General features: G+C 63.4%; 22 protein-coding genes and 4 tRNA genes. 11 read left to right on the top strand and 15 right to left on the bottom strand.

Annotated elements, in window-relative coordinates:
- The first annotated feature begins 57 nt into the window (after window positions 1-57).
- From Amac_RS28255 to Amac_RS28235, 5 genes are all read left to right on the top strand, one after another.
- Window positions 58-690, top strand: a complete 633-nt coding sequence (locus Amac_RS28255) for a Crp/Fnr family transcriptional regulator (protein WP_170322690.1) — start codon at window positions 58-60, stop codon at window positions 688-690.
- Between the two features lie 107 nt (window positions 691-797).
- The gene (locus Amac_RS28250) at window positions 798-1,427 is read left to right on the top strand and encodes an adenylate/guanylate cyclase domain-containing protein (RefSeq protein ID WP_155357437.1); all 630 of its coding nucleotides are present in this window, start codon (window positions 798-800) and stop codon (window positions 1,425-1,427) included.
- Between the two features lie 17 nt (window positions 1,428-1,444).
- Window positions 1,445-1,639, top strand: coding sequence for a hypothetical protein (locus Amac_RS28245; RefSeq protein WP_155351322.1), 195 nt, complete (start codon window positions 1,445-1,447; stop codon window positions 1,637-1,639).
- 15 nt (window positions 1,640-1,654) lie between these two features.
- Window positions 1,655-2,221 carry a GrpB family protein gene (locus tag Amac_RS28240; protein WP_218041327.1) on the top strand — a complete coding sequence of 189 codons (567 nt, stop codon included), beginning with the start codon at window positions 1,655-1,657 and terminating at the stop codon, window positions 2,219-2,221.
- Between the two features lie 223 nt (window positions 2,222-2,444).
- Window positions 2,445-2,936: a hypothetical protein gene (locus tag Amac_RS28235; RefSeq protein WP_155357436.1), complete on the top strand. Its 492-nt coding sequence runs from the start codon at window positions 2,445-2,447 to the stop codon at window positions 2,934-2,936.
- A gap of 62 nt (window positions 2,937-2,998) precedes the next feature.
- Here the strand turns inward: Amac_RS28235 and Amac_RS28230 are convergent, their stop codons facing one another.
- Window positions 2,999-4,051, bottom strand: a complete 1,053-nt coding sequence (locus tag Amac_RS28230) for a hypothetical protein (protein ID WP_155357435.1) — start codon at window positions 4,049-4,051, stop codon at window positions 2,999-3,001.
- 231 nt (window positions 4,052-4,282) lie between these two features.
- On the opposite strand from Amac_RS28230, the gene Amac_RS28225 reads away from it, so the two are divergent.
- Window positions 4,283-7,831, top strand: a complete 3,549-nt coding sequence (locus tag Amac_RS28225; RefSeq protein WP_155357434.1) for a WD40 repeat domain-containing serine/threonine protein kinase — start codon at window positions 4,283-4,285, stop codon at window positions 7,829-7,831.
- A 451-nt stretch (window positions 7,832-8,282) separates the two neighbouring features.
- Here Amac_RS28225 and Amac_RS28220 read toward each other — a convergent pair whose 3' ends face one another.
- Window positions 8,283-8,621, bottom strand: a complete 339-nt coding sequence (locus Amac_RS28220; protein WP_155357433.1) for a hypothetical protein — start codon at window positions 8,619-8,621, stop codon at window positions 8,283-8,285.
- 460 nt (window positions 8,622-9,081) lie between these two features.
- Here Amac_RS28220 and Amac_RS28215 point away from each other — a divergent pair, with 460 nt between their 5' ends.
- Window positions 9,082-9,387, top strand: coding sequence for a hypothetical protein (locus tag Amac_RS28215; RefSeq protein ID WP_155357432.1), 306 nt, complete (start codon window positions 9,082-9,084; stop codon window positions 9,385-9,387).
- A gap of 76 nt (window positions 9,388-9,463) precedes the next feature.
- On the opposite strand, the gene Amac_RS28210 is transcribed toward Amac_RS28215, so the two are convergent.
- The 4 genes from Amac_RS28210 to Amac_RS28195 all read right to left on the bottom strand — a co-directional run bounded on the left by Amac_RS28210 (window position 9,464) and on the right by Amac_RS28195 (window position 11,430).
- Window positions 9,464-9,537, bottom strand: a tRNA-Phe gene (locus Amac_RS28210).
- 20 nt (window positions 9,538-9,557) lie between these two features.
- Window positions 9,558-9,632: transfer RNA gene (locus Amac_RS28205), tRNA-Asp, on the bottom strand.
- 93 nt (window positions 9,633-9,725) lie between these two features.
- Window positions 9,726-9,798 (bottom strand) — tRNA-Glu (locus Amac_RS28200).
- Window positions 9,799-11,430: a metallophosphoesterase family protein gene (locus Amac_RS28195; protein WP_155357431.1), complete on the bottom strand. Its 1,632-nt coding sequence runs from the start codon at window positions 11,428-11,430 to the stop codon at window positions 9,799-9,801.
- Window positions 11,431-11,468: 38 nt separating this feature from the next.
- Between Amac_RS28195 and Amac_RS28190 the strand changes: the two genes are divergently transcribed.
- Both Amac_RS28190 and Amac_RS28185 read left to right on the top strand, forming a co-directional pair.
- Window positions 11,469-11,810: a metallopeptidase family protein gene (locus Amac_RS28190; protein ID WP_155357430.1), complete on the top strand. Its 342-nt coding sequence runs from the start codon at window positions 11,469-11,471 to the stop codon at window positions 11,808-11,810.
- A 94-nt stretch (window positions 11,811-11,904) separates the two neighbouring features.
- The gene (locus Amac_RS28185; protein WP_155357429.1) at window positions 11,905-13,191 is read left to right on the top strand and encodes an MFS transporter; all 1,287 of its coding nucleotides are present in this window, start codon (window positions 11,905-11,907) and stop codon (window positions 13,189-13,191) included.
- On the opposite strand, the gene Amac_RS28180 is transcribed toward Amac_RS28185, so the two are convergent.
- Complete coding sequence (locus tag Amac_RS28180) at window positions 13,188-13,583, bottom strand: PspC domain-containing protein (RefSeq protein ID WP_155357428.1); 396 nt, start codon at window positions 13,581-13,583, stop codon at window positions 13,188-13,190. The genes Amac_RS28185 and Amac_RS28180 overlap by 4 nt on opposite strands.
- An 86-nt stretch (window positions 13,584-13,669) precedes the next feature.
- Between Amac_RS28180 and Amac_RS28175 the strand changes: the two genes are divergently transcribed.
- Both Amac_RS28175 and Amac_RS28170 read left to right on the top strand, forming a co-directional pair.
- Window positions 13,670-14,824 carry an acyl-CoA dehydrogenase family protein gene (locus tag Amac_RS28175; RefSeq protein WP_174900231.1) on the top strand — a complete coding sequence of 385 codons (1,155 nt, stop codon included), beginning with the start codon at window positions 13,670-13,672 and terminating at the stop codon, window positions 14,822-14,824.
- A 74-nt stretch (window positions 14,825-14,898) separates the two neighbouring features.
- Window positions 14,899-14,970, top strand: a tRNA-Lys gene (locus Amac_RS28170).
- Between the two features lie 233 nt (window positions 14,971-15,203).
- On the opposite strand, the gene Amac_RS28165 is transcribed toward Amac_RS28170, so the two are convergent.
- The 8 genes from Amac_RS28165 to Amac_RS28130 all read right to left on the bottom strand — a co-directional run bounded on the left by Amac_RS28165 (window position 15,204) and on the right by Amac_RS28130 (window position 23,498).
- A complete protein-coding gene (locus tag Amac_RS28165) occupies window positions 15,204-15,842 on the bottom strand; it encodes a hypothetical protein (RefSeq protein WP_155357426.1) in 639 nt (212 codons plus the stop codon).
- A complete protein-coding gene (locus tag Amac_RS28160) occupies window positions 15,827-16,063 on the bottom strand; it encodes a hypothetical protein (protein ID WP_155357425.1) in 237 nt (78 codons plus the stop codon). Before Amac_RS28160 ends, Amac_RS28165 begins: the two co-directional genes overlap by 16 nt.
- A gap of 205 nt (window positions 16,064-16,268) precedes the next feature.
- Window positions 16,269-17,648 carry a hypothetical protein gene (locus Amac_RS28155; protein ID WP_155357424.1) on the bottom strand — a complete coding sequence of 460 codons (1,380 nt, stop codon included), beginning with the start codon at window positions 17,646-17,648 and terminating at the stop codon, window positions 16,269-16,271.
- A 205-nt stretch (window positions 17,649-17,853) separates the two neighbouring features.
- A complete protein-coding gene (locus Amac_RS28150; protein WP_155357423.1) occupies window positions 17,854-19,599 on the bottom strand; it encodes an outer membrane protein assembly factor BamB family protein in 1,746 nt (581 codons plus the stop codon).
- Window positions 19,600-19,602: 3 nt separating this feature from the next.
- Window positions 19,603-20,337 carry a hypothetical protein gene (locus tag Amac_RS28145; protein WP_155357422.1) on the bottom strand — a complete coding sequence of 245 codons (735 nt, stop codon included), beginning with the start codon at window positions 20,335-20,337 and terminating at the stop codon, window positions 19,603-19,605.
- A gap of 152 nt (window positions 20,338-20,489) precedes the next feature.
- On the bottom strand, window positions 20,490-21,191 hold the full coding sequence (locus Amac_RS55355) for an integrase core domain-containing protein (protein WP_218041326.1): 702 nt from the start codon (window positions 21,189-21,191) through the stop codon (window positions 20,490-20,492).
- Window positions 21,192-21,973: 782 nt separating this feature from the next.
- Window positions 21,974-22,333, bottom strand: a complete 360-nt coding sequence (locus Amac_RS28135; protein ID WP_155357420.1) for a hypothetical protein — start codon at window positions 22,331-22,333, stop codon at window positions 21,974-21,976.
- A 13-nt stretch (window positions 22,334-22,346) separates the two neighbouring features.
- Window positions 22,347-23,498, bottom strand: a complete 1,152-nt coding sequence (locus Amac_RS28130) for a polymorphic toxin-type HINT domain-containing protein (protein WP_155357419.1) — start codon at window positions 23,496-23,498, stop codon at window positions 22,347-22,349.
- Window positions 23,499-23,524: the final 26 nt, after the last annotated feature.

Genomic DNA, 23,524 nt, shown 5'->3' with positions numbered 1-23,524 from the left:
CTCCAGGAATGGCCGTCGACCACCTATCTGGGGTCGTTGGCGCCGGAGAATCGCGCCATGCTGCTGGCGCTCGGTCGCCGTCGCGTCATTTCCGATGGCCAGATCTTCATCACCATGGGCGACGAGTCACAGGAAGTCTTCGTGATTCTGCACGGGGTCGCGCGCGTGGAATCTCCGGATGCCCAGGGGCGACTGCAGGTCGTGGACTTTCAGGTTCGCGGTGACACCATCGGCGTGGCGGCGGCCATGCGGCACTCGCCACGATCGGCGACCGTGCGGGCGACCGGGGAATTCGTCGCGATCGAGATTCCCGGCGAGGACTTCATCAAGTTCCTGATGGACAATCCGCCCGCCCATTTCGCTCTCACCCAGGTGATGCTGGCCCGCGACGAGCGCCGGAAGACCTACCGCCTGGATACCAACCAGTACGACGCGCTCACGCTCGTCACCAGGACCCTGATCGAGCTGGCGGACCGGCACGGGACGAGCACCGAGCACGGCATCGACCTCGACCCGATCATCGCCCAGACGGACCTGGCGCCGCTCTCGGGAGTGAGTGAGTCCGCCGTGCACAAGGCCCTGCACACGTTGCGCACCGAGGGCGTCATGGGCAGGGGTCGGCTTCGCCTCACGATCACTGACATGGATGCGCTGCGTCGCCAGGGAAACCCTCCACCCAAAGCGCCCTGACCTGCCTATATACCAGATTATAACTCGCATATTGTAAAAATACAACTCCTGACTTACATTGAGGTCAGGTGGCGCTTGGCCACTTCAACGACTCCCTCGGAGCGATCATGAGTGGCCGTACATTGCGACATTCCGTCTCCCAGTTCCTGTCCGCGTTTCCCCAACCGGTGCGGCCGGATCCGATTCCCACGGCCAGCGCGTACATCGATCTCCGGCAGTCCACCGACCTCACCTCGATGCTCGGGGTCCAGGTGATGCGAGATCTCCTTCAAATCATCTTTTCTCCGGTCGCCCTGCTGGCCGAAGCAGAGGGCGGGAAAATATACGACATGCATGGCGATGGCGCTTTGGTGGCATTTCGCGGTGACAATCGAGTGGATCGTGCTTTCGCCACTGCCATGATGGTTCAGCGAAGTATCGTGGCAGACTTTCAACCGGGTTTGGCGTCGGCCACGTGCGGCCAGATCAAACTGAGATTCAGGATCGGAATCGACGACGGCCCGATGTGCTCGGGAATCGTGACCGACCTGAGTGGCCCGGCCCGAACTTTCTGGGTCGGCGGAAACATTGGCAACAAGATATCCCAGGCTATGGAACCGTCTATGGGGATCGCGGTGAGCCAGCGTGCCTTCGATCTCCTCAGCCCGGAGATCCGGGAGAAGAACATCTGGAGCGACCCGGTAGAAATCCTGATCGGCGGCGAGTCGCTCCTCATCAGAACCTGCCCGCAACCTTGAACTCCAGGAGACGCGTCATGAACGACCCATTAGCAGGACCCGAGACGGGCCAACTCCAGAAACGTTCGCCGATAAAACGATGGGCCATCCTCGTCAGCGGTGCGGCATTGCTGGCGCTGGTCGTGTTCATCTTTCCGCCGGCCGCCGCGCCGGTGGGAGTCGCCCTGGCCACGCTGGAGATTCTGCACCGCATGACCCGCCAGTCCCGCTGACGGTAGAATCCACGAGTGACGGTAGTGGTTATCGCGACGCACAGCCCGAAATGGGAATCCGCCGGGAAGGCTCTCGCCGCCGATCTTCAAGCTGCTTTAGGGCCGACCGCCCTTCGCGTCGAGCACATTGGCAGCACGTCGATTCCCGGTATGGATGCCAAGCCCATCTTCGACCTGCAGGTCAGCGTCAGGGACCTCGACACCGCTGAACAGCCGCTGTCCGCCGTCCTGCCCGAGCTGGGTTTCTCCGACACGACCTACTTCCACGACCATGTCCCGGCCGGCTACGACGACTCCCCCGACGCGTGGCGCAAACGCCTGTGGATGCGACGCGACTCCGTGCACCCCGACGTCAACCTCCACATCCGCCAGGCCGGCTCCCCCGGCGAACGCTTCGCCCTCCTGTTCCGGGACTGGTTCCGCGCCCATCCGGCCGCCGTACCGGCCTATGTCGAGTTCAAACGTTCCCTCGCCACCATCGTGGCCGACTCGGCGACGTACACCGAGGTGAAGAACCCCGTGGTGGATCTGGTCATCGTCATGGCCGAGGAATGGGCCCGCCGTACGGGCTGGCGACCCTAGGACGCCTGGATCGATCCGCACCACAATCTTCAGCAGTCCAAAGAACTGGTGGACAAGGGTCGCGCCAGTGCTGGGTTGAAGACCACGTCAGCGAGGCCGGGACGCGCACACATGCTGAATCACACGCCTCCGTGACACGTTCTGCCCAGGACGATCGCGTTGCAGAGGGGCAGGGGTCGTGTCAGAGCCTTCGAAGCGACGCCGGCGGTGGGTGGTAAGTGGGGTGCTGGTCCTGGTGCTCGCGCTGATGGCAGCACTGGTCCTACCGAAATCCGGCTTGCTCGGAGCACGCTTTCAGACCCTCATGCTGGAGGGCAGCAGCGGTTGGAGCTCCGGCGACACGCGAACTTTTTCTATCCGATTCGGCATCAGAAACGACGCGTGGACGTCCGTCACCATTGTGGATGCCGGTCGGAGCAGTTCTTTCATGCGGTTACTCAAGATCGAGGAAACGCGCATGCCCATCACGCTAGAGCATGGTGACACGGCATACGTCGAGTTCGTCTACCAAGTCACCGATTGCGACAACGTTCCCAACGAGGAATGGCCGATCCCGGTACAGGTGGAGCGGCCTTGGGGCGTACAGACCGAGTATGTTGAACCTCCGCCACAGGACCCGAATTTTTCTGAGGACTCCCCTCTGAACGAGGATGAGAGCATTACGTGGCAGTGGCATGGCGCCAGGGCAAGCTATGTCTGCGACTGGCACCTTTAGCCGATTCTTTCGCTGCGCCACGGCAGAAGAAATGTCACCCGCGCCGGAAAGCGCAGCCCTACTCAATACTGCCGAAGCAGCGAGTGCTTGAGTTCGATCCAGGCCCGCAGTTCATCAGCCAGGACAGCGGACCCGATATAGGGCAAGCAAGGTTGAATGATGTGAATCTGGTTTCGCAGTCGGCGGGATAGCCGGATGTCGGCTGGGTCGAGGGGCCGTTCGGTGCATAGGCGCGTGGCATTCGCCATGGCCGTCGTGGCTGCCAGCCAGCGCTCTACTGCCTCATCCATCGTTGGCAACTCGGCAGCCACGCTCAGTTCACGGGCCTCGGTGAGCGAGACGATCAGGGTGGCGGCCGCCTCGTCCGCGGTGTCGATCCCCCGTAGTGCCGCGTGGCGGTCGAGAGCGAAGCCGAGTAGCCGCCATTGTGCGTTCTCTGCGGGAGTTCCTCCGGTGCGGTGAGCAACCACGCTTCGAAGATAGTGCCACCAGTCGGTTCGTTCGGGCTCCTCGCGGGGTTCGCGCTTGTCCAGCCAGGTAACCAGTGCCGGTTCAGACAAGATCAACAGGTGGTTGGCGTAGCTCTTGAACGCCTGCTCACGCCCTTGGAACGACAGCCAGGAATTCCGGCCTCCTGGCCCCAGCATCTTGAGTATGGTCCCGAGCGGTTCATCCCACTCCTCCGAGTCCGACACCACAAGAAGACCCATCCTCGAAGTGGGCTCCCAGTACTCGGCAATGCCGTCGTTGATCGATGGGCGCTCTTCCAATGTGAACCCTCGCGCCTGCACGGCAACGTGCAGTTCACCAAAGTCCAGGCGGGACCGGAACCGGCCGTATCGGTCCACAAGGGCGGCCTCGATCTGATTCTCACCGGCAAGCCATGACAGCCGTTGGACCTGGGCTCCGAAGTAAACGACCCCCCACTCGTCCTCGGGCCGGTCCCGCCACCAGCCAAACTCGACCAGACCAAAGTCGGAGATCACCCCCGACGGCGCCTCCACCGTGTGGCCCCACCCGAGCACCTTCTCGACGTTGGCCAGTGTGCTGGTGTGATCAAGGCCCAGCACCGTGCCCGAGATCATCAGATCGGCAAAGAAATCCAGGTCAGCCACTTAGGAATTGTCCGGTGAGGATTAGCACGAATGCATCCGAATATCGGCGAGGCGTCCACATGACTCGGCATACGGATGCAAGCAACGACGCGTGCAGCCGAGGCCGCCACGCTGCCCACGTGGGGCTGGTGCCGTCCTTGCGCGCCCGTACTGCTTGTCGCTGGGGAGAACTTCGGGTGCGTGGTCGGCGTCTTACGGAAGTAGCCCATCGGAGATGACGGGGTGAGTGGCATGGCGGCGTCGGCAATGCTGGCTGGGGATCCCTCGCGGTTAGGGGACTTCTGGCTGGCCGGACGCCTGGGCGCCGGAGGCCAAGGCGTCGTGTACGAGGCCTACGACGTCCAAGGCACCCGGGTCGCGATCAAGGTGCTGCACCCCGACACGGCCGCCGACCCCGACATGCGCTCGCGCTTCGGCAAGGAAGTCACCGCCGCCCGGCGCGTCGCATCCTTCTGCACCGCCCGAATCCTGGCCGTCGACCTGGACGCCCCCAAGCCGTACATCGTCAGCGAGTACATCCAAGGCCCCAGCCTGCGCAAAGCCGTCACCGACGGACGGCGCTTCACCGGCGACGACCTGCACCGGCTGGCCACTGCCATAGCCACCGCCCTGACCGCCATCCACGACGCCGGGGTCATCCACCGCGACCTCAAACCCGACAACGTCCTACTCGGCCCCGACGGCCCCCGCGTCATCGACTTCGGCATCGCCCGCACCCTGGAGATGTCACTCACGGCCACCGGCCTGGTGACCGGCACTCCCACCTACATGGCCCCCGAAGTCTTCACCGGACAACGCGCCGGCGCCCCCGCCGATGTGTTCTCCTGGGGCGCCATCGTGGTCTACGCCGCCAACGGCGACGACCCATTCGAAGCCGAAAGCCTCGGCGCGGTCATGCACCGGGTCCTGGCCACCGACCCCGACCTGAACAACCTTCCCCCCTCACTACGCCACCTGGTCGCGGCCGCACTGTCCAAAGACCCGCTCGCCCGCCCCACCGCACGCGAACTCCTCCTCGGCCTCATCACCGGATTCGACGGCACTCAAGCCGAACTCCTCAGCATGGGCAGCGCCGAAGCGGGACTCCTCGGACTCGGCATCACCGCCGACCCCTCCCTCGGCACCCTTGCCGAAGACGCCTACGGCTTCCTCAACCCCACCGAACGCAACCTCGTCCCCGACTTCTTCCTCAGAATGGTCGCCGTAGCCGAAACCGGGGACATCACCACACGACCCGCATCCCGGAAGGAACTGCTGGACGGGAAGACTTCCGAGGAACAGGCCGCTCTGCGACGAGTCCTGGAGGTCTTCGCCTACCTGCTCGCCGGCCAAGGGGACGACCTTGTGCTCTCCCGCTCGGCCCTGATCCGCGCCTGGCCGCGGCTTTGGTCGTGGGTGGCCGACGAGCGAGACGGCCTGCCCGCCCACGACATGATCCACAAAGCCGCCAGGCACTGGAGCGACCACGGACGCCGCGAAGCCGACGTCTTCCAAGGCAGCCGCCTGGAAACCGCCCTCCGCTGGGCCGCCACCGGACGCCGCCACCTCACCCTGGGCAAACTCGAACGCGACTTCCTCGACGCCTGCGACACCGTCACCCGCCACCGCGTCCGCCGCCGCCGCCTGCTCACCGTCACCCTGGCGGCCCTTCTCGTCCTCGCTCTCATCGGCGGCACGATAGCCGTACGGCAGACGTGGACCGTCACGACGCAGCGGGAGATGCTGGCGCTCCAGCTGGCTGAGACGACAGCGGGCAAGCTCGCCGCCGAGGCCGACACCATGCGCACCACCGACCCGGCACGCGCCATGCTGCTCAGCGTCGCCGCCTGGCGGCTCGCCCACCTTCCCACCACCCGCGCCACCTTGCAGAACGCCTGGGCACAACGCGAACGCACCGCCTTCATCGATCCCGACACCGGCGGCGAGACGCTGCGGCAGATCACCCTTGACGGGCGCAGGCTGGTGAGCGTCTCACCGCAAGGCGTGCGCGTGTACGACCTGCGCACCGGGCAGAAGGCCGGCGGGTGGGACGATGTGGGAATCGGCGACCGCGCGTTCCGTGCGATCGCCCTGAGCGCTGACGGCCGGTACCTCGCCGTAGTGGCCGGTGACACCATACAGGTGTGGGACCTGACCACCCAGCGCCCGACGGCTCAGCACAAACTGGTGGCGCAACAGCACTTCAACGGGGTGTCCTACGGCCTCAGCGACCGCTGGCTGACCATCAGCGAAGGCCAGGGCGCCCAGCTGTGGGACACCCGCACCGGAGCCATGGTCGGCGGCCCGGAGCCGATCGCGGACACGGCACTCACCTCGGCCGGTGACCTGGCCGCCGTCACCCTCTTGGGCGAGACGGAGCACTTCGGCCTTCTCCGGCTTCCGGGCGGCAAGCCGGTCGCGGGATGGCACGCCTCGGACACGTGCCTCAGCAAGTCGAGCTCCGTGGCGTTCAGCCCGGACGGGCACACCCTCGCCTGCGCGACCACCTCCGACATTTCTCTCATCGACGTACGCACCGGTAAGTCGCTCCCGAACCAGCCCCGCGCCGATGGATGGGATTCCAACGGCGGCCGGATCCGCTTCAGCCCGGACGGGCGGTTCATCGTGGCCATCGGCAACAGCGACCTGCGGCTCATCCGGGTCGCCGACGGCAGCACGCTGCTGACCTATCGCGGCGCCGTCGAAGCGGCCGGCTTCGACGGTATGACGTTGCGCCTTCTCAGCGACGCCACGGTCGTGGACGTCGACGTCTCTGACCTGCTGAACCCGGTGCGGATTCCTGGGCCGCCGCCCGCGTACGCGGTGTTCAGCCCGGATGGCAGATTTCTGCTGACCCACAACGAGGGAGCTAGTTCGCTGGTCCTCCGCGACGCTCAGGACGGCCGGGCGCTGGGGCACCCGCTCCCGCTGGCGTCCGGAGACACCCCGGATCCTTTCCCCGTGTTCAGCGGCGACGGGCGGCTCCTCGCGATCGTGGAAGGCCCGTCCGGCGAGTTCGTAAGTGTCTGGGACACCCAGCGGCGAATCCGGACCGCGAAGATCGAGCTGCCTAAGGGCTGGTATCTCTATTCTCTCGCCATGAACGCCGACGGCTCTATGCTCGTTGCCGGCGCCAGGACCATTACCGGCGAGGACGAGGAGACGCGCGGGCGGCTTCTCGCGTGGGACGTGAAAGCCGGGCGCTGGATCAGGTCGATCGACATCAGTGGCGACGTTGCGGTGGCCTTCCGTCCCGGCAGCACGATGGTCGCCGAGGTCGAGGGACCGTCCAACCGGCTGCTCGACCTCACCACGGGGCGGGAGACCGGCCCCGGCCTCGGGCCTCAACGCGTCACCGATCCGCGCGTGTCGCTCGCGTTCAGCCCGGACGGGAACACCATCGCCATCGGCTCTTCCAAGGGGCTGGCCTTCTGGGACGTCCGCACTGGGCAGAGACGCGGCCCGAACCTCCAGCTGTCATCGTCCGACGTCATCTTCTCCCCAAAGGGCGATGTCGCGGCGTCGGTGAACCGCGAATTCTCGGTGCAACTACTCGATGCGTCCGCTCCGGAGTGGCTGGGCCCACCGTTCTCCGGCGGAGACACACAGCTGTTGTCAGCAGCTTTCGGCTCCAGAGGCACGGTCGTCCACACCGTCGACGACTCGGGCGCGCTGCGGGACATCCCCGTCGATCCGTCGCGTATGGCCGCCATCGTCTGCGCCCGTGTCGGGCGCACTCTCACTCCCGCCGAGTGGCACCGCTACCTCCCCGACCTGCCCTACCGGGATCCATGCCGGTGAGTTGACCGAACGCCTGCTCCTGCATCCGAGTAGGCACCTTTCCCTCTTCGCAGGCATTTACAAGGGGTACAGACCGAACATTCGGCGGACATCTGTACGGCCCTGCAGGAGTGGCCACGCCGGAGCGCCTTGACATACGGTGCGGCAGCTCATATTGAGCTTTCGCTCGATCAGTCCGGGTGTCTTTGTTCAGGAGGCGCTTTTCGGCTGGCAGCGTTGCTGTCAATAAAGACCAAAAAGCCCCGGAACATAAACTGTCCGGGGCGTTTTCGCAGGTCAACCGCATCACCGATCCGGAAAAGCACGGCATACGCGAGAACAGCAGTGTGTCCGGCAGGTCGATGACGATTCTCATCGACGCGAAGACCGGACAGGTCACCGACTGGGGAATCTCGCCGACACCCGTGAGCTTTCCACTCTGGGCCAGGTGTAGGCCCTCTGACCTGGGCGGTCAGAAGCCTTCCACGAGACCGGACCTCGCACCGGCGGGAATGACTCTCGCCGATTTCCCGTCGGTGACGAAGGCGCACCACCCGCTCAATTCCGCCAGCAGCAGGATCCCGGGAAAACCCTCCTGCTGAATATGCCAGACCTCCCAGGTGTCGGGGGCTGGGCATCTTCGCCTGTTGTCCGGCGGCGGGCCGTTCCTGATCTCGCGAGCGAGAGAAACGGCCTCGGGTCCCTCGATGACCCTGGACCCGATGAGGCGGGCGCTCTGGATGTCCATCTGCGTGTGGTATTTGCAGGCGGTTATCGTGACCGGCCCATCGGGAATCTCGTCGATCGTCACCGTCTGATCGATCTGGACGGGAGGTCGCGGCGCGCACTTGAAAGCGGTCGGATCTCGTTTCACATTCACTCCTCGGAAGTCGTGATCGAGCCCACTCCGCTTCCAACTATGCGCGGCGGCACCCACCCGGCAGATCCGGCGGGAGGATTTCGTGCCTGAGAGCGTGCCGCAAGCACGTACTCATCCGCGTTGGCTACTGCCAGCAGCCGTCGTCGGGATGTTTGTCGCCGGTTCCGGGTTGCGCCAGCCACAGCAAGTCGTGTCGCGAACGAACGACATTTCAAACTTGCCTGCCCATCGGTTTAGGACCGGGGCGTGGGTGAGGGGATCCGCGTTGAGCACCTTCCGCCCTCCTCACCGCTCAATTGTCCCGGTCAGTTCCAGCGAGGCCCTCTTGCAGGAATGGCACCGCCAACCCTCCAGCCTGCCGAAGACACACAAGATCGAAACCCTCTGGAGAATGGCCGAGAAGCTACTTCTCCTCGACGACCTTGACGAACCAGACGCGAAGGCCATAAGTCACGTGGAGCAGGTGCTCCTACAGCTCGACAGCTTCGACCCAACCTTGGAGCACTCCAGATACCCCATCAGGAACGACGGTTCCGAGACGCTCGCCTCCCTACCACGCGTCCGCTTACGACGTTTTCATGAGTCTATGGAACGGGTTGCCCACTTCTTGGATGCATGTGACATAAAGCTCAGGGAGGGCATCAACACTCGTGCCGAGATCGAGGAAGCCTTCCGCTGTGGCTACGAATACGAGTAGCGGACGTTGCTGTCAATGAAGATTAAAAAGCCCCGGAACGAGAACCGTCCGGGGCGTTTTCGCATGTCAACTAATGTGGTCAGGGGCGGGGTCGAACCGCCGACCTACCGCTTTTCAGGCGGTCGCTCGTACCAACTGAGCTACCTGACCTCGACGACTTGCGTCGGGAGCGGTCCTGACGGGACTTGAACCCGCGACCTCCACCTTGACAGGGTGGCGAGCACTCCAAACTGCTCTACAGGACCTCTATGTCCGGAAGTTTTGCTTCCGTGTTGTTCGGCTTGCCTAGCTTACCAGTTTCTGCGAGGTCTTCGACCTGCCTTTTTCCGGTGAGCCAGTGCCCCCAACGGGATTCGAACCCGTGCCGCCGCCTTGAAAGGGCGGTGTCCTAGGCCGCTAGACGATGGGGGCTCAGGGGATTGTCCCCGGGGGGATCGTCCCTGTTCCGTGCCGTCTTCCGTCGGAGACCTCTGAAGCATAGGGGACGTTAGCCCTCGATGCCAAAGCGATCGGCGACGGCGTGCCACTGATCGTTCCCGATGGCGACGGGACGTTCCCTGGCTCTGGGAAAATTGTACGACCTGGGTCGGGCTCGATATGACGCTCGCACTGGATCCACTGCTCGCCGAGGCCGCCCACGGTGATGTCGTCCCAGGCCTGAAGCCGATGGGTGTCTTTGCTGAAGTACAGAACTGACGCCTGATGGGGAGTCGGCTCGGCGTGTTCGAGGCCCCGGAGGCCGGCCGCGCCGGTCGATCCCTGGACGATGACCCGGGTTCCCGTGGAGAGCAGTTCGGTGGCGCGGGCGTGGGTGTGGCCGGCGAGGACAAGCGCGACGGAGCCGCTGAAACCGCGGCCGACGGTGGGGTCGTGGACGGCGACGATGTCGGCGGGAATGTTGTCGGGCGCGGAGGTTGAGGAGCTTCGTGGCCATTCGGGGGGCGCAAGCCGTACCGCATGGGAGCGGCCGAGGTTGGTGAGACTGGCCGGATCGGAGTCGACCTCTACGGATTTGTCGGGTGTGAAGCGTGGGTCGCCTACGCCGTAGATGCGCAGGCCCTTGACTTCCGCGGAGGTTCCGTCGAGGACGATGGCGTTCTTCTGCTTGGCGACGGCTTCTTCGGTTTCGCGGGAGTCGTGATTGCCGCGTACGTAGACATAGGGCACGCCAAGGCGGCCGATCTCCTCGACGAAGCGGTTCTCGGCGGCGGTGCCGTGGTCGCTGATGTCCCCGGTGTCGATGATCATGTTGACCTTGAACTGGTCCTTGAGGGAGTGGATCACGTTCCAGGACACGGGGTTGATGTGCAGGTCGGAGACGTGCAGCACGCGGATGGTGTCGGGGTCGGGCTCGTAGATCGGCAGGGTTGAGCCCGCTTCGTAGAGCTGGGAGACGTTCGTCACAAGCTTGGCGAGCTGTCCGCGGTATTCGGAGAATTTCGTGACAATCGATTGGGCGTTGCCCACCAGCGAAGGTACGCCGGTCAGCAAACCGGTGTATTTCGGTTCGGAGATCGAGCGCGGGTTGAGGGTGAGGGCCGAGGTGGCGCCCAGGGCGGCGACCGCGAGGAACGCGACGCCGCTGGTCCAGGCGGCCCGGGAGAGCCTGCGGAAGACGATCAGCCCGGCCAGGAATCCGGCCAGGACGGCGCAGATCACCGCTCGGATGATCAGCTGGCGGAGGCCCTTGACCAGATCGGTCTCGATGGTCTGGGGCAGGCGATCGGCCCATTTGGGATTCTGCAGGATCTGCTGGGCCACATCTGGATGGACGGCGTCGATACTGATGCCTAGCCGTACCGGACCGCTATGGGTGGCGAATCGGAGCGTGCCAAGGGGGCGTACGTCGATCACGGTTTCGCCGCCCCAGGCGGGTTGCAGGGTCATGCCGATGTCCGCGGGGCCGACGGCGGTCTGGGCGGACGCGCCGAAGGACAGCCCCAGCCAGGCGCCGGCCAGGGCGACCATGATTATCGCCAGGATCCGTGCCGTCCGGCCCTTGGCAAGGCGGCGGGCGATGTTGGTGAGCTCCACGTCCTTCATGTCTACCCTGAAAAGCGCGGCCAAGTAGATTTGACACTGTGATCGAGGTCTCGCGGAACAGATTCGAAGAGCTCGTGTCCGAAGCGCTGGACACGATCCCGCCAGAGCTCGCAAAGGTGATGGACAACGTCGTTGTGGTGGTTGTGGATGATCCGCCAGAACAGGGCCTTCTCGGCCTGTACACCGGCATTCCGCTGACCGAACGCGGCGACTGGTATTCGGGCGTGCTGCCCGACCGAATTGAGATCTACCGAAATCCAACCTTGGAGATCTGCGAAACCGAGGATGACGTGGTCGAAGAGGTGCAGATCACCGTCGTCCACGAGATCGCCCATCACTTCGGCATCGACGACGAGCGGCTGCACGAACTCGGATGGTAGTCGCGGGGTTGCAATTCGCGAGCGCGGTAGGCACTGTAGGTGACATACTGAACACGGTCTGTCAGGTGCAGTCCTGCAAGCTCAGCGGAGAGAAATGGCGGCCACCAAGCCCGACCGGCTACCGGGTCGGCACCGCCGTCCGCCCGAACGCCAGGCAACCTACGGCGAAGTCCTCAGGATCGGCGAGTTCCGGGCCTTGTGGCTTGGGCAGGCTATGTCGCTTCTGGGCGACCAGCTGGCCCAGGTGGCATTGGCCGTGCTTGTGTACAACCGTACTCAATCACCGCTGGCCACCGCGGCCGTCTACGCGCTGACCTACCTGCCGCCGATCATCGGCGGCCCGCTGCTGGCCGGTCTCGCCGACCGTTTCCCGCGCCGCCGCGTCATGCTCCTGTGCGACCTGCTCCGTGCCGGTCTTGTCGCGATCATGGCGATTCCGGGCACCCCATTCGGGGTGCTCTGCGCGCTGGTGTTCCTGGTCGTGCTGCTCAGCGCGCCGTTCTCGGCCGCGCGGGCCGCCCTGCTGCCGGAGATCTTAGAAGGCGATCGTTATGTCATGGGTTCGGCCCTGCAGAACATGACGAACCAGGCGGTCCAGATGCTCGGATTCGCCGCCGGCGGAGCGGTGATCGCCGGGCTGGGGCCGTACCGGGCGCTGGCGCTGGACTGCGCCACTTTCCTGGCCTCGGCGCTGATCCTGGTCGCGGGGGTACGGCGCCGCGCCGCGCCCGCCGTCGCGGACGGGAACCTGCCGTCGATGTGGACGATGACCCGGGCCGGTGCCCGCCTGGTCTTCGGCGACCGACGATTGCGGACGTTGGTGCTGTTCGCTTGGTTGTGCGGCTTTTATGTGCTGCCGGAGGGGATTGCGGTGCCGTACGCGGCGGAACTGGACGACGGGCGGTTACCGGTGCCCGTGATCAGCGGGCTGCTGATGGCCGCGATGCCGACCGGAACCGTGCTTGGAGCGTTCCTTTTCAGCCGATTTGTCACACCCTCGGGACGGCTTCGGGCGATGGGGTGGATGTCGATGCTGACCTGCGCGCCGCTGATCCTGTGCGCGATGCGGCCGCCGCTGGAGATCGTGCTCCTGCTATGGATTTTGTCGGGGATCGGTGGGGCGTACCAGCTTGCGGCGAATGCCGCGTTCGTCCAATGCGTGCCCCCGGAACGGCGGGGGCAGGCGTTCGGTCTCGTGCAGTCCGGCCTGCTGGCCGCGCAGGGGGTCGGCATCCTGATCGGAGGCGCGCTCGCCCAGGAACTCGGCCCCGAGCCGGTGGTCGCGCTGGCCGGAGCAGCCGGTCTGTCCGTCGCGGCCGTGCTGGCCATGACCTGGACCGAGTCCCGTACAGAGATCATCGCCAAGGTCCGGGCAGCTTAGAGCTTGTCGTCCGCCTTGGGGTGGTTGTAGGGGTGGTGGGCGTAGGGGTCGTGGGGCGGCGCGGCCGGCTTGCTCTGCTGGTTCATGGCCTTTGACCAGGTTTCCTGAACCTTGGAGCGAGTGTCCTGCCAGACCGGCTTATCCTTGTTGTTCTCGATCAAGTCCTGCACGATCGAGGCGTCCTTGCCCTGGTCCGGGATGAGCAGCCACGCCACCGCGTAGATGCCGACACCCAGACCGCCGAAGAGCGAGGCGATGGCGAGGCCGACCCGGAGGATATTGGGGTCGATCCCGACGTAGTGGCCAACACCGGAGCAAACCCCGGCGATGACTTTGCCGTCCTTACGACGACGGAGCTGTTTGACCGAACCGTTGGTCGTCATCTCGTTCATGCCCTTTACTCTGCCCTTCTTGTGGGCATACGCACATCGGGATTGCCCCTGGTACAACCCCGATGATCCCCGGATACCCTGGGCCCATGGACCTGCTGAACCTGGACGACCAACTCACCCCCGAACAGCGAATGGTCCGGGACACGGCTCAGGGTTTCGTCAGGGAACACGTGCTACCCGGGATCGGCGACTGGTTCGAGGAGGGGACATTTCCCGCTTCCTCACTTGCGCCGGTGCTGGGCTCGCTGGGGATGCTCGGGATGCATTTGTCCGGGTACGGCTGCGCCGGGCTTGACGCGGTTTCGTACGGGGTGGCGTGCCGTGAACTCGAAGCCGGCGATTCCGGGTTGCGGTCGTTCGTATCGGTTCAGGGGTCCCTGGCGATGTTTCCGATCTGGAGATATGGGTCGGAGGAGCAGAAAGCGGAGTGGTTGCCGCGGATGGCTTCCGGGGAAGCGATCGGGTGTTTCGGGTTGACCGAGCCCGATCATGGGTCGGATCCGGCGGGGATGCGCACTCACGCGAAACAGGATGTTTCGGGCGACTGGCTGCTCAACGGCTCGAAGATGTGGATCACTAATGGTTCGATCGCGGATGTCGCGATCGTGTGGGCTCAGACGGATTCAGGAGTCCGGGGGTTCGTGGTTCCGACGTCCACGCCCGGCTTCAGCGCCCCCGAGATCCACCGCAAGCTGTCCCTGAGAGCCTCGGTGACGTCGTCGCTCTACTTCGACGATGTGCGCCTGCCCGCGTCCGCGGTTCTGCCTGGAGTCACCGGTCTGAAGGGGCCGCTGTCCTGCCTCTCGGAAGCCCGGTTCGGCATCCTGTGGGGGGTTGTGGGCGCTGGGCGCGCCTGCTTGGAAGCCGCCATCGACTACGCGAAGACCCGCGTCCAGTTCGGCAAGCCCATCGGGGGGTTCCAACTCACCCAGGAGAAGCTCGCCTGGATGGCAGTCAGCCTCGGCCAGGCCGGGCTCACCGCCCTGCATCTCGGACGCTTGAAGGACGCGGGAGAACTCTCGCCGCGACAGGTCAGCTTCGGCAAGCTCGCCAACGTACGAGCCGCGCTGGACATCGCTCGGCAGGCGCGGTCGATTCTGGGGGCGAACGGGGTGACCTTGGAGTATCCGGTCATCAGGCACATGAACAACCTGGAGTCCGTACTGACCTACGAAGGCACGCAGGAGATCCACACGTTGGTTCTCGGTGAGGCACTGACGGGTCTGCCTGCCTATCGGTGAGGGTTGCCGGTACTCTGATCACAGGGAAAGCGCGTCGCGTCGCGGGTGCGACTCGCTGTACCCTGCAACGACAAGGGGTGCTAGCTCAACGGCAGAGCTCCGGACTTTTAATCCGTAGGTTCAGGGTTCGAATCCCTGGCACCCCACCGACCTGAGCTGCGTCTTTACCCAATCCGGTAGTCGCCGGATGACAGCGTGAGTCATCGTGGGACACATGTGAGTCACATCGGGGTTGTTCGTACCCCATTGCGAATGTGAACCGGCCGCTTGTGCGTCACGGATGAAGGCCAGCCGGTCGGCGCCCCGACCAGGTAGTCCCGGTAGCCGACGGGCATGCAGGGCAGGGCCGACAGCAGGCCAGGTGCTCGTGCATTCTGCATCAGGTCGCGATTGGGAGGTCCTTGTGAGCCTGGTTGATGTCTTTGGCCCAGATCCACAGCCGATGCTGTGGGGGGACTTGGTGGTAGCCGTACAGTCCGACCTCGGTCATGGTGCGCAGGTCCACGCACACGCGCTGGTATGCCTGGCCGATCGCCTTGGCGGGATCATCGTGCAAGTCTTTGACGCCGAGTTTGATGCAGGCGCGGTACTCATAACCCAGCAGGAGGTCGGCGCCGAACTGCGTCCAGGCGCCGCGCAGCTGGGCCCAGGCCGCGTCGGCTTCGTTCAGCAGCAGGGTGAGGTCGGAAGCGGATGGGAGGGAGGGGTAGATGAGGAAGGTGGCCGCCCAGCCTGCGGCGATCATGTCCAGGTTGAAGGTGCGCCGCCGCGGATCGTCTCGGGGTGGGAGCGGGTCGGTGGCGCTGCCGGTGAACCAGGGGGCGGTGTAGGCGAGGAGGCGGCCGTTGCCTTCGACCAGTTCTCCGGTGGCGATGACGGCCAGCTTGCGCTGGGAGCCGTCCGGGCGGGTAAGTCGGGTGGCCACCATCGTCTTGTGTGTTGCGGCGGCGGCCTTGCCGGCAGCTTGATGGCGGTGGGCTGCGTCGGGGGTGATACGGGCTGTCAGGTAGGTGCGCAAATCCTGAGGGAGGGCGTCGTAGGTGCCGTCCAACAGCGTGTCTTGGCGCGTTCCAGGGCGGCTTGGGCGGTGGCAGGCGAGCCGCCGTACTCGCTTTCGGGGGTGTCGATGGACACCATCCGAATCGCCATCGCGATGTTGGGGGTGTCGCCGTCGGTGATGTCGAGCAGTTGGTAGTCGTTGGCAGGTTTGCTGAACCCGACGAAACCGAGATCGACCATCGCCACTCTTTCCGAAGCATCGACTGAAGTAGCCCAAAGAACTATCGCAGCTGATCAATGGTCCGTTCCGGGAAACCTCTGCCGTGTCTGCACTTGCGCCTGTGAGGTGAGGGTGCGTCCAGACTTACCGGAGCCGCCCCACCTAGTATCTCCCGCAGGTGGGGATGCCGGTCATACCCCATGCCCGCGCAGCGTGAGCGCCCTATCAGTGCAGGGGCCTGATCATCCCAGGAAGACTAGGGTCATCCGCAGGGGTGTTAGGTGGGCCCTGGATCCTGCTGAGCTGCTCTACAGCGCGGGCCGGATCCGTGTAGAGGGTCGGGTTGGCATGAAGATGGAAAAGTTGAGCTTGTGAGAGTTCCAGAGCGATGGGTACGCCATTGACTTTGGCCACCAGGATGTTGCCGATCTGGATGAGCGCCGAAGGATTGTCCTTCAGCGAGTCTAGGAGCTGAGCGACCGACTCGCTCTGCGTCCTGGTGACGTCTGCCTGCGGTTTATCGACTCCGCGTAGCTCGACAGCCCGTTGCACCTTGGTAAGAGCTTGATCGGCCTGCTCCTCAGTAATACGACGCTTAAAGACAGCGACAAAGGACTGCCAGACCGAGCCTTGCACGATGCCGCCTTCGAGCAAGATCTCCATCCCGAACGCGTCCAGGAGATCGGCGATGGCCTGCTTGACTTCTGGATAGCTCTCCTCGTTCGGAAGGTACATGACCACTATGGGTGCCGGATCCGAAAGGGCCGACGACACAGTCTGATTCACTCGCAACTCAGCCGCGAGCAGTGCTTCCCGCTTTACCCGGCCAACAGGCGTGTTAGCGTAACGGCCTTCTGGCTCCTCGTATGATCCAGCTATCTCCCCCAGCGTCTTCAAAAGGAGAAATTGAGCCGACTGAACCGGGTCGACCACCGTCGCCAGAAATCTGCCGACAGAACCTTTAAGACGATCAATAGCTTCCCCTGCAGTTTGGGCGAAAGCGGCGAAGATGGAGGCGTAGAACTCTTGAACGATCTCCTCGCGATGCCTGCGATCACGCTTCTTGGACGCCTTCGCCTTGTGTTCAAGGTCAGTGAACGCTCGGGCGAGTCGAACGTCGAACCCGCTCGCAAGGAACTCCACCGTTCCGAAGTCGGCGTCCTGCAGGGAGCCGCCATCGACGAGCGTAGGAAGTCCAGCGTCCCGGGCTATCCGCATCAACTCCCGATACGTGTCAGTCTCAGGCGCCGACCGGGGGTGCGACCGATATCCTGGCCCCCCCTTCAGATCTCCGGGGAAGCGTCGCGCCCCTACGGCTGTCGAGAGGTTGGGGAACATACCCCACAGCAAGGCAGCGAAGATTACGTGCCACGCCTCGCGCTTCAAAGGACGAGGCGCCGGAACCTGATCAAAGGTCCTGCTCAGAGCCCGTAGTATCCACTCGGCATCCTCACGCCGTCCCTTTGGTCTCCCACGCTTGGCCACAGTCTCTTCAAGAGCCCGCAAGAATTCCTTCTCCGAGATCCCCAGCATGTCGAGCGCAGCCATGGTGGCGTTGGCCACATGCGCGGCAAGTAGATCCTCGGCGTTGTGTCTGTCGGCCACAGCGTCTCCATCCTCAATGGCATCACCGCAGCTTGCGCTGCTACACAGTTCCGCAGCTTCCGACGGGCCAGCGGAAAGTGGTGCGTCTCCACTTTACGCGGCGAGGACATATGCGCGGACGACGCCCGCGAGGCCTAACCGTCATCGGCGGAACGCGATGCCCTCGTCCCACCAGGTGGGCTCCAGGCCTGCGTCGAGCGCCAGGTCATGAACGGCCCATGTTCTTCGCCACTTTCTCGGCGATGTTGACCAGTTCCTTGGGCTGCCGATGAACGACGAGTTTCGCGATCACCGTTCCAGACCGTATCAACGCGGTATCGTGCGTTCCGTTCATTGACACCTCGGGAACTCGGTACACGCCTGGCGCGGCCTCGCTCGGCATAGCATCCTGATCATCGTTGAGCAGCGAACTGACCACCAGTCTCGATGCCTCCGCTTTGGACCGGGCAACCCAGAGGATGGTGAGCGAAACCAAAGGATCGCGATCTGCTTGAGGGACGAGATCGCAACGTGTGGGATGGGGGAAAGTAATGTCCCCAAGGCGCCCGGCCTGAGCATGCATTCGGTAGTCCGATCCGATGGACGCGATATCCGACAGGGATATCAGCGAGCAGGCGTCCGGCCACTCGGATGGCGCGATTCCACCCAACTCTGGAGATCCCGCCGACTGTGCCGGAAGCATACGGTAGGCGGTGACCCGCTGGCCGTCATTCGAAAAGTCTCGCACAAAGACGAACTCGCCGATGGCGCCAAGCAGCTCAGAATTGTGCCGGTCTGACGGAACCGGAAGATTGCGGATTTGGCCATCGGCCGGATTGATCACTGCGATGAAATACGGTAGAGGCCAGTCGTAGGATGCGCTCCAATAGGACTGTGCCACCAGGAATTTTCCTGCTCTGGGCAGTTCCTCGCTATTTTCAATCCCCAAGATCGGTGACGCGTCGAGATGTCGAGTCCACTGGCTCTGTCCGGTGGTCCGGTCGACCGCTCTCAGCTCTCCTCCGCTTTGGGCGCCGGCCGGATTGGAAATGACCAGCATCGTCTGTTCGCTCGCACCGAAACCCCATCCCTGGATGCCGGGATCTTCCATGATCAGTCGGCCGTCGGGACCGTAAATGCGATAGGCATTGCCGAGAGAAACCAATATCTCCCCCTCCGGACCCATGACGAGGCTCCGAGGAGTGGATTCCGGTCCGAGTATCGCGAAGCTCGACTGCCAGACGGTCTGCCCAGTGCGCATATCCAGTGCGGTGAGAGTGGCGCTGCCGTCCTCACAGTCCCGTAAAACGATCGCGACCGCTTTCGCCGCTATCATTACGACGCATTCAATCGGAAGTGGCCAGCGCCATGTCTCTTGCCCGCTGAATGGATCGACTCTGATGAGATGACGATCGTCGCTCGTCACCATGAGAACCCCATTGGGAGCGATCATGATTGTCGGCGCGAATACGGTCGTGTCCTCCGGCGGCGGGCCCGAGTCGCGAACGGGAGTGGACCACAGCTGCTTTCCGGAGCGAGAATCCACTCCCATCAGGATCCGGTTGCCGGAATTGTCTTCTTCGAAATCGAGTACGAGGGTTCCGTTGGCGAAGCCAGCGCCGGTGATGGAGTGGTCGGGGATGTCGGCAATCCTTGTTCGGATCTCTCCTGTTCGCGTGTCGCGGATGTCGACCCCATCGCTTATCGCGTCGGCCCCGTCTGGATCGCCGCCTGGAGGGTAGAAATCCTCAAACCAGTCGGCTGGAAGCAGCACGCTTTCTTCGCTGAATGCATATGGGCCCTGGGTTGAGAAGTGGGACTCCCAGAAAACTGCCGACCAGACCGGCTTGAGACCGCCGGGAAGATCGGCCGACGCGACATCAATTTTCGCTGCGGAAGGGCTCGGGCCGGTGTCCCCTGCCAGGGACAATGAAATCATGACGACAAGAGCGGCGGATAGCAGCCTCTGCATCGGTCAGCAACCTTTCGATTTTGTAAAAATTCTGCACTTGCCCCCCTTGCGCATGGGATACCACGTTGAACCGTCTCCCTCGTAAAATCGTCGATAGTCTGCGGCCACTCCGGTGACCCGGAATTTAGTACCGTCTTTCCGATTTATGATTTTCTGATACTCGCGTCCATCGGCGAGAACCGTGACGACTATGTCGAACTCGTAGTACGCTTTCTTTGCCTCGAATGTGAGCAGAAGACCAACCTGCTCTCCGCGAGCGATTTCAATGTGTTTGGCCGAGAAGTACAACCCACCTGCCTTTCCCGGGAGGTGAAAGCGAATATCCGGCCGGTCCAGATAGGACGTCATGGATATGACGGCGGGCTCACCTCCGCTGCCTGGCAGGAAGTACGAGTCGTCAAGTGCCGGAAGCTTGCGTGCTATCCGGGGCCTGATGTCGACGACTCGGACCCGCCCGCGACCGCCTTCAGCAACGATGCTGACGTCCACACGGCCTACGGTGGCACCGCCGTACTTCGCGACCAGGCGCGGGAAGCTGTCAGGGTCGGTGAGAAGTGCTGCCCGATCGTCCGCGTCATCGATAGGCCGATCGAGGGCTACAGCCCCTTCAAGGTCTTCCGTCACCCGAAGCAGAGGCAACGGATCGGCATTCGTCATACGATCGATTAGATCGCGGCCTCCTGTCGGCATCCACGCGACGAGTATTCCGGCGGCCACGGTGCTCAGCACGCCGCCCACCCATGTAACGGGACTGCTGAGGAATCTCCGCAGACGGCTGGAGGGCTGTGTCTCTTCCGCTTCTCCACTGGAAGCTTCACCCGATCGCTGCGCTGACGTCATGGCAACCCCACTGTGCTATTTGCGCCTGCCGAAAACTACATCCATGCAGTTCAAGCTGCTGGTGAGTACTCGTGGAGGACGCCTCCAAGTCGGTCGCGCCGACGTATGTTCAAGTCAACGATTCGCTCTGGATCGATGATCGGATCCGGGACGGCACGCAGTGGAGCCGCTTGGGCCAAGGCTTGATGGGCTCGGTGCCGGTTGTAAAACTGTTCATACTCGCGCAGAGCGTGACGCAGGTGACGTTCGTTCCACAGCAGGCATCGGTCGAGTAGCTCGCGGCGGCAGGACTGCACCCACCTCTCCATGATCGAGTTCATCCGCGGCATCCGGATACCGGTGAGCACGGTCTGAATGCCAGCCTCGGCGAGGATCTCGTCCATGAGTACCGGAAACTTCCCATCCCGATCTCGGATCAGATAGCGCGCCCGACAGCCCGCATCGTCCAGATCCATCACGAGATTCCTCATCGCCTGCATGACCCAGCTCGCGGTCGGGTGCGCGGTGGTGCCCAGCACGCGCACGCGCCTGGTGGCGTGCTCGATGACCGCCAGGATGTACTGGCGCTGGCCATTGAGGGTGACGGTCTCGATGAAGTCGCAGGCCAGGAGCGCGTCTGCTTGCGAGCGCAGGAAGTCGGCCCACGTGCTGGAGGCACGCTCGGGAGCCGGATCAACACCCTCCTGTTTGAGGATCTCCCAGACCGTGGACGGAGCCACCTTGATACCGAGCGTGACCAGCTCGCCGTGCACTCGCCGATATCCCCAAGCCGGATTCTCCCGGACCAAGCGCAGGATGAGAGCACGGATGGAGCGGATCGTGGGCGGGCGCCCAGGTCGCCTCGGCCGACAGGTCCGGGCGTGACGCCGTTTCATCAGGTCGCGGTGCCAGCGCAGAACGGTATCGGGGCGGGTGAGAAGCCGTAGCCGGCACAGGACCTCGCGGGGCAGCGATGTCAGAAGGGCGGCCAGAAAGGCTCGGTCCTCGGGGGCGAATCTCACCCTGGTGTCGGCGCCGAGTTGCCGTTCCAGGACGGTGATCTGGTGGCGCAGAGCGAGAATCTCCACGTCCTTGTCCCGATCGCCCATCGGCAACAACCGCAGCGCGGCGAAGGTGTTCGTGACCGCAAGGTAGGCCAGGCGAAGGAGCACGGCGGCTCATCATGCCGCACTCGGCCCCTCCGAGGCGGCCGAAGGTCGCGTCACGCCACGCGAAGCCCTGAACGGCTATGAACTGGACGGATGGCATTATCGGCAGGCGCAATGCCCAGGTCGCATAAGGTGACACTATTTTCGGCACCGACACGCGGCCGAGCAGGACAAGCCATCCGAACACCCGAACCATGATCATGTAAGGAGGCGAAGCGACACAAGCCGCGATCCTCCCCGCGCCACCCCACCAGGTCAAACCGCAGCTCAACCGCTATACGGCAAGTATTGAAGCGGTACAGGTGATCACCCCGTTCACCGTAGGCGGCCCGACCCACAACAAGCCGGAGTAACCATCCAGCGGTTCAAGCAGCACCCGCTTTCGGCTACTTCGTCGATCTATCCTCCCGTCGATCGGCCGCGAAGATCGCATGGGAGATGAAGCGCACATCAAGTTGAATTACCACTTCATCTCCCGCTGGCTCCGCCTCACCAACGATCAGGCCAATTAGTGCCAAGTCACCCGCGAGAGTGCGGATAAGCCCCTGCTCGAAAGTTTCAGAGGGCGGCCTCTCCAACTCCTCCCGCGACCACGCCGCCTTGGCCACCTCAGCCAATCGAAGCGGAATGCTCACTTGTATTGAATCAAGTTGCCGACGGATGGCGACCCCGATATCCGCCAAATCGTCAACGTCCTTTCTAAAGCGTTTCTGAGCCGCTGATTCACCCGCTTCTTCTTTGGCCACCACACCACCCTCGCTAAGCTTCTTTGTCGAATCGACCGTCAGTGAGAAGTTTTCTCAGCCTGGTATTCTTCGCCGCTTTGGCCGCCCGGAGAGCGTCTGCCACCGTCATATTTAAATACTCCCCCGGCATGACTCCCTTGATTCCCCCACCGCGGAATTGTCCGATAAAGTCGGCTACGGTCATTTCTCGATTCTGAACTATATCACTATTCGGATCGAGATAGTTGTTTCGCGCGAATTTCTGATCCGCCCTCTTTGCCGCCCGCGCAGCGGCTTCCGCAGCATCTTCCGCCTCATCTGCGCCACCGGCCGGACAATTGTGTACAAGGACATCCGCCCATCCCACTGCGACGTAGTAGGTGTGGTCAGCATTGACGCTGAGGTTGTGAACCCTTTGGTCTGAGACGGTTTGGCTGGTGACGAAGGTGATCTGGGCGGGCGTGCCGGCACTAGTTCGGAGCTGCATGCCTGGGGTGAGGCTGCTGGCGTTGAACCAGCGGCCTTGATCTGCTGCCCAGAAGGGATGGGAATCAGTGGCGACGATGACGTCAGTTTGGTGGTCGTTGTCGCCCTCTGCATCGATGGTGATCTGGACCAGGTTCTTTTCGCCCTGACCGGTGATCACGTCGATTACGGGCTGGGCAGTTGTTTGGCCGGATATGGGGTCAGTGGCGACGACCTGGTCGCCGATCTGTACTTGTTCGAGGGGCTTTCGTGTGCCGTCCGCCATGAGGACTTGGGTGCCGGGGACGAAGCTGTGGCAGTCGCCCTTCTTCGTCAAGGAGGCGACCTTGGCTCTGGCCTTTTTCAACGTCTCGAATGAGTTAAGCCAGTTCTTGATGTGTCCGATGCCCTCAGCAATCAAACCACCGATTTTTCTGGCAAGATCGGCGGCTTCCTTCCACTTCCAGGGAAGACCGTATCTCGCCAGCATTCGTGCGGCTACGCCGCCAAGAAGACTGCCGAGGATGTTGAGCGCGGTGTCACCGCAGGCTCCTAGATCACCCTTCGTCACGCAATTGAACGCGTCGGTCAGGCCGAGCTCATCGGAAAGGATTTCTCCCAGCCGCTTCAGCACGCCAACGAGGGCGTTCCAGTAGCGGTCGGTGGCGTTCTGCGCATTCTGCAGCTGTTCCTGGGCGCATTTGAGCGCGCCCTTCTTCATGCATTTGCTGTAGTCAAGGCTCGCGC

It is taken from the genome of Acrocarpospora macrocephala (assembly GCF_009687865.1).
GTDB lineage: Bacteria > Actinomycetota > Actinomycetes > Streptosporangiales > Streptosporangiaceae > Acrocarpospora > Acrocarpospora macrocephala.
This window is presented reverse-complemented; position numbering and strand designations above follow the sequence as displayed.

Excerpts from the sequence above, each read along its gene's own strand:
- Amac_RS28255 (WP_170322690.1), top strand. The coding sequence starts at position 58 with ATGCTGCTGGCGCTCGGTCGCCGTCGCGTCATTTCCGATGGCCAGATC.
- Amac_RS28250 (WP_155357437.1), top strand. The coding sequence starts at position 798 with ATGAGTGGCCGTACATTGCGACATTCCGTCTCCCAGTTCCTGTCCGCG.
- Amac_RS28245 (WP_155351322.1), top strand. The coding sequence starts at position 1,445 with ATGAACGACCCATTAGCAGGACCCGAGACGGGCCAACTCCAGAAACGT.
- Amac_RS28225 (WP_155357434.1), top strand. The coding sequence starts at position 4,283 with ATGGCGGCGTCGGCAATGCTGGCTGGGGATCCCTCGCGGTTAGGGGAC.
- Amac_RS28215 (WP_155357432.1), top strand. The coding sequence starts at position 9,082 with ATGGCCGAGAAGCTACTTCTCCTCGACGACCTTGACGAACCAGACGCG.
- Amac_RS28195 (WP_155357431.1), bottom strand. The coding sequence starts at position 11,430 with ATGAAGGACGTGGAGCTCACCAACATCGCCCGCCGCCTTGCCAAGGGC.
- Amac_RS28185 (WP_155357429.1), top strand. The coding sequence starts at position 11,905 with ATGGCGGCCACCAAGCCCGACCGGCTACCGGGTCGGCACCGCCGTCCG.
- Amac_RS28180 (WP_155357428.1), bottom strand. The coding sequence starts at position 13,583 with ATGAACGAGATGACGACCAACGGTTCGGTCAAACAGCTCCGTCGTCGT.
- Amac_RS28175 (WP_174900231.1), top strand. The coding sequence starts at position 13,670 with ATGGACCTGCTGAACCTGGACGACCAACTCACCCCCGAACAGCGAATG.
- Amac_RS28160 (WP_155357425.1), bottom strand. The coding sequence starts at position 16,063 with ATGGTCGATCTCGGTTTCGTCGGGTTCAGCAAACCTGCCAACGACTAC.
- Amac_RS28150 (WP_155357423.1), bottom strand. The coding sequence starts at position 19,599 with ATGCAGAGGCTGCTATCCGCCGCTCTTGTCGTCATGATTTCATTGTCC.
- Amac_RS28130 (WP_155357419.1), bottom strand. The coding sequence starts at position 23,498 with ATGAAGAAGGGCGCGCTCAAATGCGCCCAGGAACAGCTGCAGAATGCG.